This is a genomic window from Limnohabitans sp. B9-3 (genome assembly GCF_002778325.1).
Taxonomy (GTDB): domain Bacteria; phylum Pseudomonadota; class Gammaproteobacteria; order Burkholderiales; family Burkholderiaceae_C; genus Limnohabitans; species Limnohabitans kasalickyi.
Window position 1 is genome coordinate 80,093 of sequence record NZ_NESI01000009.1, and the last position, 15,036, is coordinate 95,128.

A 15,036-nucleotide genomic window follows, 5' to 3' on the forward strand; every position below is an offset into this window, starting at 1 on the left:
GGCTGTTATGGCAAAAGAGTACAAAGATTTGGTGGTCGGCTTAGACATTGGCACAGCCAAGGTCATGGTCGTGGTCGCCGAAGTTCTGCCAGGCGGCGAGCTCAAGCTCGCTGGTTTGGGCGTATCGCCCAGCAGCGGTTTGAAACGCGGTGTGGTGGTCAACATCGACGCCACCGTGCAAAGCATTCAACAGGCCTTGAAAGAAGCCGAGTTGATGGCCGACTGCAAGATCACGCGGGTCTACACGGGCATCACGGGCAGCCACATTCGCGGCATCAACTCGACGGGTATGGTGGCGGTGAAAGACAAAGAAGTCACAGCGCCTGATGTCGCGCGTGTGGTGGAAACAGCCAAAGCCATCAACATTTCAACCGACCAACGTTTGTTGTTGGTGCAGCCGCAAGAATTTGTGATCGACGGTCAAGATGTGCGTGAACCGATTGGCATGAGCGGTATTCGTTTGGAAGCCAAGGTGCACATCGTCACAGGGGCGCAAAGTGCGGCAGAAAACATCATCAAATGCGTGCGTCGCTGCGGTTTGGATGTGGACCAGTTGATGCTCAACCCCTTGGCGTCGAGTTTGTCGGTGTTGACCGATGACGAGCGCGAATTGGGTGTGGCTTTGGTCGACATTGGTGCGGGCACCACCGACGTGGCGATCTTCACCAACGGTGCGATCCGTCACACCGCCGTGATTCCCATCGCGGGTGACTTGATCACCAGTGACATTGCGATGGCTTTGCGCACGCCCACCAAAGATGCGGAAGAGATCAAGATTGAATCGGGCTATGCCAAGCAAATGTTGGCTGACCCGGAGGTGCAAGTGGAAGTGCCAGGCCTGGGTGACCGCGCACCGCGCATGCTCAGTCGCCAAGCGTTGGCTGGTGTGATTGAGCCGCGTGTGGAGGAGATCTTTTCGTTGGTGCAACAAGTCATCCGCGAGTCCGGTTACGAAGAAGTGCTGTCGTCAGGCATTGTGCTGACGGGCGGCAGCGCGGTGATGCCAGGCATGGTCGAGTTGGGCGAAGACATTTTCTTGAAGCCCGTGCGTCGCGGTGTGCCGCACTACAAGAGCGCCTTGGCCGACATGGTCTCGCAACCGCGTTCTGCCACGGTGATGGGCTTGCTCGAAGAAGCCCGCATGGCACGTTTGCGCGGTTTCAAAGTGTCGCAAAAGGGTGGTTCGGTGAAGTCTGCGATGGACCGAATCAAAGACTGGTTCGTGGGGAACTTTTGACCATGATCCCTTTTCACACCCATTATTTTGCGCGTGGCGGTCCACCCCCGAGGCGGCTCAGTGGTCGACGATGGCGACCCTGCGCTGCAACCGCCCCGCCATCCTGAGGCGCGGTATGAACAGACAAGAATTTTTGAAATCAAGGCAACTGCAAATTTTTAGATCGATAGGAGAAAAATCATGAGCATCGAAATGATCGAAGTTGAAGCATTCAACTCAGGCACCCAAATCAAAGTCATTGGCGTGGGCGGCGGCGGCGGCAACGCGGTCGAGCACATGATTCGCTCGGGCGTGCAAGGCGTGGAGTTCGTCACCGCGAACACCGACGCACAAGCCTTGCGCGTGAGCAATGCGCACAAAGTGATTCAACTGGGCTCGAGCGGCCTAGGCGCTGGCAGCAAGCCAGAGCGCGGCCGTGAAGCGGCTGAAGCGGCGATCGATGAAATCCGTATCGCACTGGAAGGCACCAACATGCTGTTCGTGACGGCCGGTATGGGCGGCGGCACCGGCACGGGCGCTGCGCCTGTGGTGGCACGCGTAGCACGCGAAATGGGCATCTTGACCGTGGGCGTGGTGACCAAGCCGTTTGAGTTTGAAGGCAACCGCCGCATGGGCAATGCCGAAGCAGGCTTGGCCGAGCTCGAAGCCAATGTGGACTCCTTGATCGTGGTGTTGAACGACAAGTTGATGGACGTGTTGGGCGACGACGCCAGCCAAGACGAAGCCTTCGCTTTTGCCAACGACGTGTTGAAAAACTCGGTCGGCGGTATTGCCGAGATCATCAACGTGGAAGCCTTGGTGAACGTCGACTTTGAAGACGTGCGCACCGTGATGAGCGAGACTGGCAAAGCCATGATGGGCACGGCGGTGGCCAATGGCCCAGACCGTGCACGCATCGCGGCTGAGCAAGCCGTGGCTTGCCCGCTGCTCGAAGGCGTGGACATGTCGGGTGCCAAGGGCGTGTTGGTGTTGATCACTGCTGCCAAGGGTGGCTTGAAGATGTCTGAGTCGCGCGAAGCCATGAACACGATTCGCAAGTTCGCTTCACCAGACGCACATGTCATTTACGGTACGGCTTATGACGAAGATCTGGGCGACCAAATTCGCGTCACGGTGGTCGCCACAGGTTTGGCCGGTGGCCGTCGCGCAGCGCCTCAGTTGCAAGTGTTGCGCACAGGCACGGACGGCATGAGCTTTCCCACCACGCAAGCGCCTAACGCATCGCCCGCAGGTTTAATGGCCGCAGCGTCGGCTGGCTTGTCTGGCTTGGCCTCTGGTTTGGGCGTGGGGACTACCCGCGCACAGCCTGACTACAACAGCATGGCCGTGCCTAGCGTGTGGCGTACCAACCGTACCCAAGCCGCTGCCAAGGTCGATGCTTTGTCATCGGGTGGTATGGACGATTACGAAATTCCAGCCTTCTTGCGCAAGCAAGCTGACTAAGAATTTCGATCGCAACGATTGAACCGATCAATCCCTCTGCAAAGGGGGACTGATTAAAATTCATCCGTGCTTAAACAACGAACCCTTCAATCCCTCACCAAAGCGGTGGGTGTCGGCTTACACAGCGGTCAACGCGTGGAGCTGACCCTGCGGCCTGCGCCGCCCGACACGGGCATCGTGTTCCGTCGGGTGGATTTGCCGCAGCCGATCGACATCCCGATCACCGCGACTGCTGTGACCGACACGCGCTTGGCCTCGACCATTTCTAACGGCGGCGCCAAGGTGTTCACCGTTGAGCACTTGATGTCGGCGTGTGCAGGCTTGGGGATTGATAACCTCATCATCGACATCACCGCTGAAGAAGTGCCCATCTTGGATGGCTCAGCGTCGTCGTTTGTGTTTTTGTTGCAAAGCGCGGGCATCGTTGAGCAAAACGCACCCAAGCGTTTCATTCGCGTATTAAAAACCGTGGAAGTGCGTGAAGGCGAGGGCGATAACGTCAAGTGGGCCCGCTTAGAGCCACACCACGGCTACAAGCTCAGTTTCGAGATCGACTTTCACCACCCCGCCGTCGACTCCACAGGGCAAAGCGTGGTGTTTGATACCGACACCCATGATTACACCCGCGACATTGCGCGTGCCCGCACCTTTGGCTTCACACGTGATGTGGAGATGCTGCGTGCCAACGGCTTGGCCTTAGGCGGAGGCTTGGACAACGCCATCGTGATGGATGACTACAAGGTCTTGAACAGCGACGGTTTGCGCTACGACGATGAGTTTGTGAAACACAAAATTCTCGACGCCATGGGCGACTTGTTCTTGATCGGCAAACCTTTGCTCGCGTCGTATGTGGCGTTTCGCTCTGGCCACGGCATGAACAACAAGTTGTTGCGGGAGTTGCTGAGTCGCCCAGACGCTTACGACTTGGTGACCTTTGCCGATGCACGCAAGGCGCCTAAAGGTTTGGCGCATTTAGCGCCTGCTTGGTAATTCAAGTTCGAGAAAATTCAGCGGCTGCGACCGGCCCGGTACATGCCGCTGGTTTTGCGATCCAAAGGGGTGGCAGCTGCCAACCGTGCCATCGCCTGTCCAGCGTGCGCATGGGTGATGGCTAGGCCCAAAGCGTCGGCCGCATCGGGCCCGGGCAAGCCGGGCAAGTTCAGCAAGCGTTTGACCATTTCCTGCACCTGCTCTTTTTTGGCCATGCCGTGTCCGGCCACGGCTTGTTTCATTTGCAGCGCGGTGTACTCAGCCACGGTCAGATTGCAGGTCACCAAGGCGGTCACGCAAGCGCCGCGTGCTTGACCCAGAAGCAAGGTGGCTTGCGGGTTGACGTTGACAAACACAATTTCGACCGCCGAACAATCGGGCTTGTAGCGCTCCACCACTTCGTGAATGCCGTCAAACAGCACCTTCAAACGCTCAGGCAAATTGCCTTGGGCTTCTTTGTTGGTGCGAATGGTGCCACTGGCCACGTACAGGAGTTGGCTGCCGTGTTTCTCCACCACACCAAAGCCTGTGGTGCGAAGTCCAGGGTCGATGCCAAGGATGCGCATGGCGGTTAGGGCAACTGTGCGCTGTTCATGCGCGCCACGATGATGTCGGTGCGACCTGCCAAGTAGGCAGATTGCGGAAATTTTTGATAGTGCTTGGGGCGAGGCAACATCACGGCCAAGCGCCCGGCTTCCCAGGGTGCGAGTTGCGCGGCTGATTTGCCAAAGTAATGCTGAGCAGCAGCTTCTGCGCCAAAAATGCCTTCGCCCCATTCCACATGGTTGAGGTAAATCTCCAAAATGCGTTGCTTGGACAGCAGGGCTTCGAGCATCAGGGTCAGCACAAATTCTTGGCCCTTTCGCAGAAAGGTACGTTCGCCGGACAAAAACAAATTTTTAGCCAACTGCTGCGTGATGGTCGAGCCGCCCACGACTTTGGGCGGACGCGATTGGCTCGCGCGGCTGGCTTGCAGCTCAGCCTTGGCATTTTTAGCCCACGCTTTTTCAATCGCCTCCCATTGCACGCCGTCGTGCTGCGCAAAGATGTCGTCTTCAGAGGCAATCACAGCGCGCTTTAAGTGGTTTGAGATGGCGTTGTAGGGTACCCAGTCTTGCCGCCAGCGAAGGGCGTCTTGGGTGGTCGCGATGCGCCATGCTTCCGATCGTTCAAACGCGGTGGACTCCGGTGCCACCCGCGCCATCACTGCGATGCGTGCGAGGAAGAAAAATTGCAAACTAATCCAAGCCACCACCACGAGCAGCAGCCAGCGAAGCCAGGGGCGTTGGCTTGCAGTGATAGCAATCATGGTGCGTCAGCCTTCATGGCGTAGTGCCCTCAGCACGGGTGAGCAGCGTGTTGTCTTTGCCAAATACAAAACGGGAAACGACACCCAGCTGGTCGGCCTTTTGTCGCATCTCATCCGTGAAATTGCCGAAAGGGCCGGCGCTGGTGACGATGGCTTGTGCGCGACGGTCCAAGTCTGTCTGGCCCGAGCTCTGGAGGATGTCAGTTTTCAGCACATGACCATCAGGCGCAATGGTGATGACCATGGTGAGTTCTCCGTAGAGTTTTTGCCCATCGCGCTCGGGAAAGTTACGTGTGCCACGGTCTTCGATCTTGCGTTTGAGCGCGTCGTAGTAAGCGGCATAGGCCACTTCGCGCGTCGCGGGACTGACGTAATGCTTGGTCGGGCGGGCGTTTTGCTGCTCGATGCGTTGCTCAATTTCGGCCAAAAGCTTGAGCATTTGCCGCCGCTTTTGCTCCAGCTCTTCGCGCTCAAGCTGGCTCGTGTTGGGTTGTGGTGGGGGCAGTTGCGCCAGCATGGTTTTGACTTGAGCCAGCAGCAAGGACTGCTCTTTTTTCAAGTTCGCCACTTGGCGTTGCACGGTGCTCACGCCGTCACCTTGGGTGGTTTGGGCAGACATGGCGAGTGGCGATGCAGCACGGCCTGCTTGGAGCGCACCACCGCCAGCCAATTGGGTTTGCGCCAAGGCTTGCGCTTTCTCAGGCGGCGCTTGAGATTTGGCGCTGGTGTTGACCAAAATGACCTCGAGCGTGGTGTTGTCGAACATCCGCTCAAAACGTTCTGGGGAGGCGATGCGCAGCGATAAGACAGCGATGTGCAAAGTCAAGGAAAGTGCCAAGGCCACCTGTAAGGTGGTCCAACGTGACACATTCATTGACAAAGCTGCGTGGTTCACGAGCCCGATGCTTCCGTGCTGGGGGCCTCGTTGACGTCGACAGCAATGGCGATGGGGCCGGCGGCGTTGTCGTCGTCCTCTTCGGGGACTTCGCTGGCATCGGTGCCCATGGGGTCGTCTGCTTCGAGCACGTTCAAGAGATGACCGGTGATGTCGAGCGTGATGTCGTCCATGTCGCTCAAGCGCACTTGTAGGCGCGCGCCGCGGGGTGCGTCGCCCGCGCTCATGACGGGGAACACCAAGGGCAGGGTGTCGGCACGCGCCATGGGCGGGTGACCTGGGAAGGTCTTGAACACCGTGGCGGTGAGCTCGGTGATGTTGTTTTGCTTCAAGTACTGCAAGGTCCAAAAGCGTTCCATGCCACTTTGGTAGCCGTTGTTGGCGCTGTAAGCGCCATCAAACGCCGAGATGATGGAGAACAACTCCGCATCTTTGGGTTTGAACGGTGCTGCCAAAGCCGCGGTGCTGCCGTGTTTGGCGCAGGCAATGATTTGCCATTGGTTGACCAAGTCGGTGTAGCGGCGCAGGGGCGAGGTGCTCCATGCGTAGCTGGGCACACCAATGCCGGCGTGCGGCAACGCTTTGGTGCCCATGCGCACTTTGACGCCGGGCAGCAAACTGGCTTGGCTGCGGTAAATGCCGGGCACGCCGAGCTCGGCCATCCAGTTGCCCCACGTGCTGTTGGCCAAAATCATGGCCTCGGCCACCATCAGGTCTAGGGGCGCGCCGCGTTGGCGTGTGGAAATTTGCACGTGCTCGAAACCTTGGGGCTCTGCGCCTTCGTTGCCGACCAAACGGAAGTTGTAGTCGGGACGGTTGAAGGTTTCGGGCTTGCCGCGCACCACTTCGCGTTGCGCTTTGAGGTGTTGGGCCAAGCGGAACAAGAAGGCGAGTTGTGCGCGTGGCATGGCGGGCTCTTGCACATCCACGCTGTGGCTGAAGCCGCTGTCTTTGAGCCAAGTTTCGGTGACGATGGCATCCAGCTGGTCGTGGCGCAAATTGGCGGCAATGGCCACGCGCTCCACACGGGTCGTCGTGCTTTGCTGGGCCAGTGTGGCTTCGTCAAAGGTGACGTACAGCGACACGGCGGGGCAGTCACGCCCTTCTTGCAGCGTGTAGGTTTGCACCACCTCGTCGGGCAGCATGGTGATTTTGTAGCCCGGCATGTAGACGGTGGACAAGCGGTTGCGGCCCAGTTGGTCGATGGGGCTGCCAGGCTTCAAGGCCAAGGCCGGTGCGGCAATGTGGATGCCCAGCGTGACGGTGCCTGTGCCCAGACCTTGGACTGACAAGGCATCGTCGATCTCGGTGGTCTGCGAGTCGTCGATGGAGTACGCCTGCGCCGTGGACAGCGGCAACTCGTCCGCAATGGCGGGCGCTTGCAGGGCGGGAAAGCCTGTGCCTTTGGGGAAGTTGTCAAACAAGAACCGCTGCCAATGAAACTGGTAGGCCGAGGTGATCGCGCCTGCACGTTGCAGCAAGGCCAAAGGCGCAGTTTGGGTGGCGCGGGCCGCGTCGACCACGGCCTTGTATTCGGGCGCGTTCTTGTCAGGCCGGAACAAAATTTTGTAGAGCTGCGTTTGAATGGGCGCTGGGCAAGTGCCTTGCGCCAATTCAGCGGCCCAGGCTTCAATTTGCGCCTGAAGTTGTTTCTTCTTTTCGATGCCGGCCAAGGCTTGCTGAATCACGTCAGCCGAAGCCTTTTTGAAACGGCCTTTGCCTGCGCGGCGGAAATAGTGGGGGGCGTCGAACAAGCGCAGCAAGGCGGCGGTTTGCTCGGTCAGCGTAGCTTGTGCGCTGAAGTACTCGCGGGCCAAGTCGGCAAAGCCAAACTCGTCTTCGGGGGCGAATTCCCAAGCGAGGTCCAGCTCAATGGTGGCGCTCACGGCTTGGGCCTCGCGCATCAAGTCGGCGGGGGAGGGCTTGTCAAACTTGATCAGGATATGGGCGGCTTTGACCTTGACCCGTTTGCCGGATTCCAGCTCGATTTGGGCCGAGCTTTCAGCTTCGGAGAGGATGCGGCCCGTCTGGAATTTACCAGCGTCTTCAAACAATGCGTACATGGGTGCAATTGTCCCATGATCGCCTTGGCGGTTCTTGGCTGATTCTTTGTCAGTTAAGCCAAATCTAAAAACGCCAGCACCCGGGGAAGGTGCGTTTCGAAGTCGCTCAGGGCGTGGTCGCTGTCCTCTATCAGTTCGTGTTGGGCGTGCGGGTAGCGCGCAACCATTTCGCGCCAATCCAATACTTCATCGCCTTTGGCGATCAAGGCCAGCAGTTGGTCTGGGCCAGGCTGGAAGGCAGGGCTTTCGAGCGCCCGCAACTCGTCCACAAACTCGGGGGCAAAGTAAAACCGTTCGTCGGGGTTATGCCAAGCGGTTTGCTCGCCGATGTACTTGGCCAAATCGCGGGCGGGAAAGACGGCGGGATTGATCAACACCGCTTTGCAGCCGCGCTGTGCGGCCGCCCACGTGGCGTAAAAACCGCCCAAGGACGAGCCCATCACCGCCATGGTTTGCGCGGGCCAGTTGGCGGTGCCCTGTGCGATCAAGGCTGCGGCGGCTTGGGGTGAGGGTGGCAGTTGCGGGCACAACCAAACAACCGACGGATACCGCTCGGCCATCAGCGCCGCCATCTGGCGCGCCTTGGTGGACTGTGGCGAAGAGCGAAAGCCGTGCAAATACAGCAGATGGGTCACGGCGGTGGATGGCTTGGTGCTGAGGGGCGAAGAATCTTGGGGCATGGCTGAAATATTAGCAGTCGCTGTGTAAAAGGGATAATCCAGCTCATGCCCACCGTGATTCATAAACCCAGTCCGTTTCAACGTTTGATGCCCCTGCTGCGGGGTTTTGACGGTCCTCTGGCGTTTGGCGTGTTTTTGTTGGCCTGTGCGGGCATGTTGACCATGTATTCGTCAGGCTTTGCCAACGGCTCGCGTTTTTTTGACCACGGTCGCAACATGTTGATCGCAGGTTTCATCATGTTTGTTGTGGCGCAAATTCCGCCGCAACGTTTGATGGCGTTTGCGGTGCCGCTCTATACCGTGGGCGTGGCTTTGTTGGTGGCCGTGGCCTTGTTTGGCTTGACCAAAAAAGGGGCACGTCGCTGGCTGAATGTGGGGGTGGTGATCCAGCCCAGTGAAATCATGAAAATCGCCATGCCTTTGATGTTGGCGTGGTGGTTCCAAAAGCGCGAGGGCCAGTTGCGGCCACTTGACTTTTTGGCAGCGGGCCTTTTGCTGCTGGTGCCGGTGGGGCTGATCGTGCGTCAGCCCGATTTGGGCACCGCTATTTTGGTGCTCTCGGCAGGTTTGGCAGTGATCTTCTTTGCAGGTTTGAGTTGGTTTTTGATCGTGCCACCCATCGTGTTGGGTTTGATTGGCGTTGCCATGGTGGTGATTTTTGAGCCTACCTTGTGTGCTGATGGTTTTCGCTGGCCCATCCTGCACGACTACCAGCAGCAGCGCATCTGTACCTTGCTGGATCCGTCGCGAGACCCGTTGGGCAAAGGTTTTCACATCATCCAAGGCATGATTGCCATTGGCTCGGGTGGCTTTTGGGGCAAGGGCTTCATGCAAGGCACACAAACCCACCTCGACTTCATCCCCGAACGCACCACCGACTTTGTGTTTGCAGCGTTTGGCGAAGAGTTTGGTTTGTTGGGCAATTTGCTGCTGATCTCGGGCTTTATCTTCTTGGTGTTTCGAGGTCTGGCGATTGCCGTGGAAGGCCCCACGCTGTTCACGCGCCTTTTGGCGGGCAGCATTACCTTGAGTTTTTTCATTTACGCCTTTGTCAACATGGGCATGGTCAGTGGCATCTTGCCCGTGGTCGGTGTGCCTTTGCCCTTTATCAGCTACGGCGGTACCGCGATGGTCACGCTTGGTCTGGGGCTGGGCATATTGATGTCCGTGGCCAAAGCCAAACAGTTGGTGCAGTCTTGATATGACACACGTTGTTGGTGTGATCGGTGTTGGCAATATGGGGGCTGGGATGGCCCGAAATTTGTTAGTGCATGGCTACAGCGTGCATGTGCATGACATCGATCCCACACAGACACAACAGATGCGCGATGCGGGGGGTGTGGTGCACGACAGCCCCTATGCCCTGGCGCATGCGGCGACGTTGATCATCATTGCCGTGGTCGATTCGGATCAAGTCCTTCAAGTGATGTTGAGCTTGAGCGAAGCCTTGACCTCAGAGCACACCGTCATGTTGTGCCCCACCATTTCACCCCATGACGTGGTGCAATTTGCGCAACGTATTCAAGCTACGGGGGCATCTGTCATTGATGCGCCTATGTCAGGCGGCCCAGCGAGGGCGCAAGCTGGCACGATGAGTTTGATGGTGGCTTGCGAGGCCGCCGTTTTTGCCAAGCACGCCCAAGTATTGAATGTCTTGTCGAACAAGATTTTCCGTATCAGCGAAATCCCCGGGGATGGCGCAAAAACCAAATTGGTCAACAACCTATTAGCGGGCATCAATTTGGTAGGTGCGGCTGAGGTGTTGGTGTTGGCCGAGCGCATGGGTTTGTCCGCCCACACAACCTTGGACGTGATGGCGCAATCGAGCGCGCAAAGCTGGATTGGCAGTGACCGCATGGCCCGCGCTTTGGTGGATGACTTGGCACCACGCGCTCACATGACGCTGTTGACCAAAGACACACGGTTGGCATGCGACGCAGCCGCCACGGTGAATTGCGAGGCGCCTTTGGGTCAACTGGCCGCGCAGGTTTTTGCCAAAGCGTGTGAGGCGGGATTGGCTGATTTGGACGATGCGGCCTTGCTGCAGTTCCTGAGACGCATGAATTAGGTCAATTCCTGCATCACTGCAGGATGTATTGGTGCGCTCCTACAATCACACCCATGATTTCACGCGAACCCACCCTTGAGCGATTGGCCATTGCCCGTCAACTGTTGTTAGAGCCTTTTGGTTTGGACGAGACGCACTTGGCCCGTACTTTGGCCGAAATCAAGGCCCACCAAGTGGACGAAGCCGATTTGTACTTTCAATACACGCGTTCCGAAGGTTGGAGTCTGGAAGAGGGCATTGTGAAAACCGGCTCGTTCAGCATTGACCAAGGTGTGGGTGTTCGTGCCGTGAGTGGCGAAAAAACCGCGTTTGCTTATTCAGACGACATCTCAGAAGCCTCGTTGCTCGACGCGGCCCGCACAGTGCGCACCATCGGCGCTGCCTCGAAAGGCGGACGCGTCAAAGTGCCTTCGCGCAAAGTGGCAGCTAGCCGTTCTTTGTACCGTGACCTCGACCCAATTGCCTCACTCGACAGCACCGAAAAAGTGGCCTTGCTCGGCCGTGTGGAGCAAATGGCACGCGCCAAAGACCCGCGCATCATTCAAGTGATGGCCGGTTTGGCCAGTGAGTATGACGTGGTGATGGTGGTGCGCGCTGACGGCACGCTGGCTGCCGATGTGCGACCTTTGGTGCGTCTCAGTGTGTCTGTGATTGCTGAACAAAACGGCCGTCGCGAGTCGGGTTCAGGTGGCGGTGGCGGGCGTTTTGGCTTGACACATTTTGATGATGCGCTGGTGCAAAGCTATGTGGACGAAGCTGTGAAATGTGCGTTGACCAACTTGGAAGCACGCCCCGCACCGGCCGGTGAAATGAGCGTGGTGTTGGGCCCTGGCTGGCCGGGCATCTTGTTGCACGAAGCGATTGGCCACGGTTTGGAAGGTGACTTCAACCGCAAAGGCTCCAGCGCCTTCAGTGGGCGCATTGGCCAACGCGTCGCCGCCAAAGGCGTGACCGTGCTCGACGATGGCACCTTGCCAGACCGCCGTGGTTCGCTCAACGTGGACGACGAAGGCAACGCCAGCCAACGCAATGTGCTGATCGAAGACGGCATCTTGAAGGGTTACATCCAAGACAGCATGAATGCGCGCTTGATGGGGGTAAAACCCACGGGCAACGGCCGTCGCGAGAGCTACGCCCATGTGCCGATGCCACGCATGACCAACACCTACATGCTCGGTGGCGATAAGTCACCCGAAGAAATTGTGTCGAGCTTGAAGAAGGGCTTGTACGCGGTGAACTTTGGTGGCGGTCAAGTCGATATCACCTCAGGCAAGTTTGTGTTTTCGACCTCCCAAGCCTTTTGGGTCGAGAACGGCAAGATTCAATACCCCGTCAAAGGCGCCACCTTGGTGGGCAACGGCCCCGATGCCTTGACGCGTGTGAGCTTGATTGGTAACGACATGTCGCTGGACACAGGCGTTGGCACTTGCGGCAAAGAGGGTCAAAGCGTGCCTGTGGGCGTGGGTCAACCCACCTTGCGCATTGATGGCTTGACGGTAGGTGGCACGGCATAAAGCGGTGCCAGTCATGCCTCTGCTTGCGAGTAAACCCCAGTGATTTGTCATCAAACTGCCAGATTCCCTGTGCTACATTTCAATTTATGAGTTCAGCCCGTTTTTATTTTGCTTACTTTTTTATCTCACGCCCCCACGGCGGTCGAGAGATCTGAACGTAGCCCAAACGCTCTGAACTCCAAAACCAACCGCCGGACCACCCGGCGGTTTTTTTTTGCCAAATTTCTAGATCACTTTTTTCAAACTTCAGGACGAGACCATGAAAACGAACACCAGCTATCCAAGCCACGTTGAAAACACCAGTCAAACCGACGACCAACGTATCAAGGACATCACCGTGCTGCCTCCTCCCGAACATTTGATTCGCTTCTTCCCGATCCAAGACACACCGGTCGAGAAGCTCATCACGCAGACCCGCAAGACCATCCACCACATCATGAACGGCAAAGACGATCGCCTGTTGGTGGTGATTGGCCCCTGTTCCATCCACGACCCCGCTGCCGCGATTGACTACGCGCGTCGCTTGCAACCGCTGCGCGAAAAGTACGCCGACACCTTAGAAATCGTGATGCGCGTGTACTTCGAAAAGCCACGCACAACCGTGGGCTGGAAGGGTTTGATCAACGACCCGTACTTGGACGAGAGCTTTCGCATTGACGAAGGCTTGCGCATTGCACGCCAGTTGCTGATCGAGATCAACCGCCTTGGCCTGCCCGCAGGCAGCGAGTTCTTGGATGCCATCAGCCCCCAATACATTGGCGACCTGATTGCGTGGGGCGCGATTGGTGCGCGCACGACCGAGAGCCAAGTGCACCGCGAGTTGGCCTCTGGCATTTCAGCGCCCATCGGTTTCAAGAACGGCACGGACGGCAACATCAAAATCGCGACCGACGCCATCCAAGCTGCTGCTGGCGCGCACCATTTCTTGTCGATTCATAAAAACGGCCAAGTGGCGATTGTGCAAACCAAGGGCAACAAGGATTGCCACGTGATCTTGCGCGGCGGCAAAGCGCCTAACTATGACGCCGCCAGCGTGACGGCTGCTTGCGAAGAGTTGGCCAAAGCCAAATTGCCTGCTTCGTTGATGGTGGATTGCAGCCACGCCAACAGCAGCAAGCAGCACGAACGTCAACTGGTGGTGGCCAAAGACATTGCCGAACAAATCAGCGGTGGCTCACACCAAGTGTTTGGCGTGATGATTGAAAGCCACATTTTGGGTGGCGCTCAAAAGTTCACGCCTGGTAAAGACGATGTGTCGAAGCTGGAATACGGCAAGAGCATCACCGATGCGTGTTTGGATTGGGACGATTCGGTCGCTTCGTTGGACGTTTTATCTGAAGCTGTGGCGGCGCGTCGCCAGCGTTCTTAACGCGACGCGCGTGTGGGATCACGCCAAGGCTGCAAGCAGCTTGGCGTGAATGCCACCAAACCCCCCATTGCTCATGCACAACACATGGTCGCCTGCTTGCGCTGCTGCTACGAGCTGTGTAATGACTTGTTCCACCGATCCAGCCACCGACGCTCGCGCACCCATGGGCGACAAAGCGTCGACCGCATCCCAGTCCAAACCACCTGAGTGACAAAACGCGAGGTCTGCGTCTTCCAAACTCCACGGCAGTTGCGACTTCATCGTGCCCAGTTTCATGGTGTTGCTGCGTGGCTCAAATACGGCCAAGATGCGCGCATTCGGGCCCACTTTGCGACGCAGGCCGTCGACGGTGGTGCGAATGGCGGTGGGGTGATGGGCGAAGTCGTCGTACACCGTGATGGCGCCGCCGGCACGCGCCACCGTGCCACGCACTTCCATGCGGCGACGCACATTTTGAAATTCGCTCAACGAGGCCGAGGCTTGCGCAGGCGACACACCTAAATGTTCTGCGGCGGCAATGGCCGCTAAGGCATTGAGTTGGTTGTGCACGCCGGTGATGTCCCATTGCACGCGGCCTACTTCTAGGCCTTGGTGCAGCACAGCAAAGTTGTCGGGCTCGCCTTGTATAGACCAGCCGTCGGGACCCGAGGCGTTGGCGCTTACGCCAAATTTGGCCACGCCGCTCCAGCAGCCTTGGTCCAGCACGCGTTGCAGACTGTCTTCATCCGCGTTCACCACCACGCGGCCACTGCCGGGCACGGTGCGCACCAAGTGGTGGAACTGGCGCTCGATGGCGGCGAGGTTATCAAAGATATCGGCATGGTCGAACTCGAGGTTGTTCAAAATCGCCGTGCGGGGGTGGTAGTGCACAAACTTGCTGCGTTTGTCAAAGAAGGCGGTGTCGTATTCGTCGGCTTCAATCACGAAGGGAGTGCGTTTGTGGGCGGATACGTCGGCTTCTGAGCTCAAACGGCCCAAACGTGCTGACACGCCAAAGTTCATGGGCACACCGCCCACCAAGAAGCCTGGCTCTAACCCCGCGGCTTGCAAGATCCAAGCGAGCATGGACGTGGTGGTGGTTTTGCCATGTGTACCCGCTACGGCCAGTACATGGCGCGGTTGGCTGGGGTGGTGCAGCACATGTTCAGCCAGCCACTGCGGGCCGCTGGTGTAGGTGGCACCGCTTTCCAAAATGGCTTCCATCAGCGGAAATTTGGGGCTTCCATCGGCCAAGCGGGCACGCGAGACCACGTTGCCGACGACGTACACATCGGGATTCAGGCGCATTTGGTCAGCGTCAAAGCCTTCGATCAGCTCAATGCCGAGGCTGCGCAGCTGGTCGCTCATGGGCGGATAGACGCCCGCGTCGCAACCTGTCACCTTGTGGCCTGCTTCACGCGCCAACGCTGCCAGTCCACCCATGAACGTGCCGCAAATTCCCAGAATATGTATGTGCATGCCCTGATTT

General features: G+C 58.0%; 13 protein-coding genes. 7 read left to right on the forward strand and 6 right to left on the reverse strand.

What is annotated here, in order from left to right:
• Positions 1-7 precede the first annotated feature (7 nt).
• From ftsA to lpxC, 3 genes are all read left to right on the forward strand, one after another.
• Positions 8-1,237, forward strand: coding sequence for a cell division protein FtsA (gene ftsA, locus B9Z42_RS13765; protein ID WP_100133978.1), 1,230 nt, complete (start codon positions 8-10; stop codon positions 1,235-1,237).
• 180 nt (positions 1,238-1,417) lie between these two features.
• Positions 1,418-2,680, forward strand: a complete 1,263-nt coding sequence (gene ftsZ / locus B9Z42_RS13770; RefSeq protein ID WP_100133979.1) for a cell division protein FtsZ — start codon at positions 1,418-1,420, stop codon at positions 2,678-2,680.
• 66 nt (positions 2,681-2,746) lie between these two features.
• Positions 2,747-3,670 (forward strand): UDP-3-O-acyl-N-acetylglucosamine deacetylase, encoded by a 924-nt coding sequence (gene lpxC / locus B9Z42_RS13775; protein ID WP_100133980.1) that lies wholly within the window; start codon positions 2,747-2,749, stop codon positions 3,668-3,670.
• A gap of 17 nt (positions 3,671-3,687) precedes the next feature.
• Here the strand turns inward: lpxC and ruvC are convergent, their stop codons facing one another.
• The 5 genes from ruvC to B9Z42_RS13800 are packed head-to-tail and all read right to left on the reverse strand — an operon-like array spanning position 3,688 to position 8,617.
• Positions 3,688-4,236, reverse strand: a complete 549-nt coding sequence (gene ruvC, locus B9Z42_RS13780; protein ID WP_100133981.1) for a crossover junction endodeoxyribonuclease RuvC — start codon at positions 4,234-4,236, stop codon at positions 3,688-3,690.
• Between the two features lie 5 nt (positions 4,237-4,241).
• Positions 4,242-4,979 carry a monofunctional biosynthetic peptidoglycan transglycosylase gene (gene mtgA, locus B9Z42_RS13785; RefSeq protein ID WP_100133982.1) on the reverse strand — a complete coding sequence of 246 codons (738 nt, stop codon included), beginning with the start codon at positions 4,977-4,979 and terminating at the stop codon, positions 4,242-4,244.
• Positions 4,980-4,992: 13 nt separating this feature from the next.
• Positions 4,993-5,853: a TonB family protein gene (locus B9Z42_RS13790; RefSeq protein ID WP_100133983.1), complete on the reverse strand. Its 861-nt coding sequence runs from the start codon at positions 5,851-5,853 to the stop codon at positions 4,993-4,995.
• A 17-nt stretch (positions 5,854-5,870) separates the two neighbouring features.
• Positions 5,871-7,937: a ribonuclease catalytic domain-containing protein gene (locus B9Z42_RS13795; protein WP_100133984.1), complete on the reverse strand. Its 2,067-nt coding sequence runs from the start codon at positions 7,935-7,937 to the stop codon at positions 5,871-5,873.
• A gap of 53 nt (positions 7,938-7,990) precedes the next feature.
• Positions 7,991-8,617, reverse strand: coding sequence for a YqiA/YcfP family alpha/beta fold hydrolase (locus tag B9Z42_RS13800; RefSeq protein WP_100133985.1), 627 nt, complete (start codon positions 8,615-8,617; stop codon positions 7,991-7,993).
• 45 nt (positions 8,618-8,662) lie between these two features.
• On the opposite strand from B9Z42_RS13800, the gene rodA reads away from it, so the two are divergent.
• From rodA to B9Z42_RS13820, 4 genes are all read left to right on the forward strand, one after another.
• Positions 8,663-9,817 (forward strand): rod shape-determining protein RodA, encoded by a 1,155-nt coding sequence (gene rodA / locus B9Z42_RS13805; protein ID WP_100133986.1) that lies wholly within the window; start codon positions 8,663-8,665, stop codon positions 9,815-9,817.
• A 1-nt stretch (position 9,818) separates the two neighbouring features.
• Entirely contained in the window at positions 9,819-10,685 is an 867-nt protein-coding gene (locus B9Z42_RS13810) for an NAD(P)-dependent oxidoreductase (RefSeq protein WP_100133987.1), read from the forward strand.
• A 53-nt stretch (positions 10,686-10,738) separates the two neighbouring features.
• Positions 10,739-12,199, forward strand: coding sequence for a metalloprotease TldD (gene tldD / locus B9Z42_RS13815; RefSeq protein ID WP_100133988.1), 1,461 nt, complete (start codon positions 10,739-10,741; stop codon positions 12,197-12,199).
• A 259-nt stretch (positions 12,200-12,458) separates the two neighbouring features.
• A complete protein-coding gene (locus tag B9Z42_RS13820) occupies positions 12,459-13,568 on the forward strand; it encodes a 3-deoxy-7-phosphoheptulonate synthase (protein ID WP_100133989.1) in 1,110 nt (369 codons plus the stop codon).
• An 18-nt stretch (positions 13,569-13,586) separates the two neighbouring features.
• Here B9Z42_RS13820 and mpl read toward each other — a convergent pair whose 3' ends face one another.
• The gene (mpl, locus tag B9Z42_RS13825; RefSeq protein ID WP_100133990.1) at positions 13,587-15,026 is read right to left on the reverse strand and encodes a UDP-N-acetylmuramate:L-alanyl-gamma-D-glutamyl-meso-diaminopimelate ligase; all 1,440 of its coding nucleotides are present in this window, start codon (positions 15,024-15,026) and stop codon (positions 13,587-13,589) included.
• Between the last annotated feature and the right edge of the window lie 10 nt (positions 15,027-15,036).

Bases quoted from the DNA above. Each gene is read 5' to 3' on its own strand.
- ftsA (WP_100133978.1), top strand. From the start codon at position 8: ATGGCAAAAGAGTACAAAGATTTGGTGGTCGGCTTAGACATTGGCACA.
- ftsZ (WP_100133979.1), top strand. From the start codon at position 1,418: ATGAGCATCGAAATGATCGAAGTTGAAGCATTCAACTCAGGCACCCAA.
- ruvC (WP_100133981.1), bottom strand. From the start codon at position 4,236: ATGCGCATCCTTGGCATCGACCCTGGACTTCGCACCACAGGCTTTGGT.
- mtgA (WP_100133982.1), bottom strand. From the start codon at position 4,979: ATGATTGCTATCACTGCAAGCCAACGCCCCTGGCTTCGCTGGCTGCTG.
- B9Z42_RS13790 (WP_100133983.1), bottom strand. From the start codon at position 5,853: ATGAATGTGTCACGTTGGACCACCTTACAGGTGGCCTTGGCACTTTCC.
- B9Z42_RS13795 (WP_100133984.1), bottom strand. From the start codon at position 7,937: ATGTACGCATTGTTTGAAGACGCTGGTAAATTCCAGACGGGCCGCATC.
- B9Z42_RS13800 (WP_100133985.1), bottom strand. From the start codon at position 8,617: ATGCCCCAAGATTCTTCGCCCCTCAGCACCAAGCCATCCACCGCCGTG.
- rodA (WP_100133986.1), top strand. From the start codon at position 8,663: ATGCCCACCGTGATTCATAAACCCAGTCCGTTTCAACGTTTGATGCCC.
- B9Z42_RS13810 (WP_100133987.1), top strand. From the start codon at position 9,819: ATGACACACGTTGTTGGTGTGATCGGTGTTGGCAATATGGGGGCTGGG.
- tldD (WP_100133988.1), top strand. From the start codon at position 10,739: ATGATTTCACGCGAACCCACCCTTGAGCGATTGGCCATTGCCCGTCAA.
- B9Z42_RS13820 (WP_100133989.1), top strand. From the start codon at position 12,459: ATGAAAACGAACACCAGCTATCCAAGCCACGTTGAAAACACCAGTCAA.
- mpl (WP_100133990.1), bottom strand. From the start codon at position 15,026: ATGCACATACATATTCTGGGAATTTGCGGCACGTTCATGGGTGGACTG.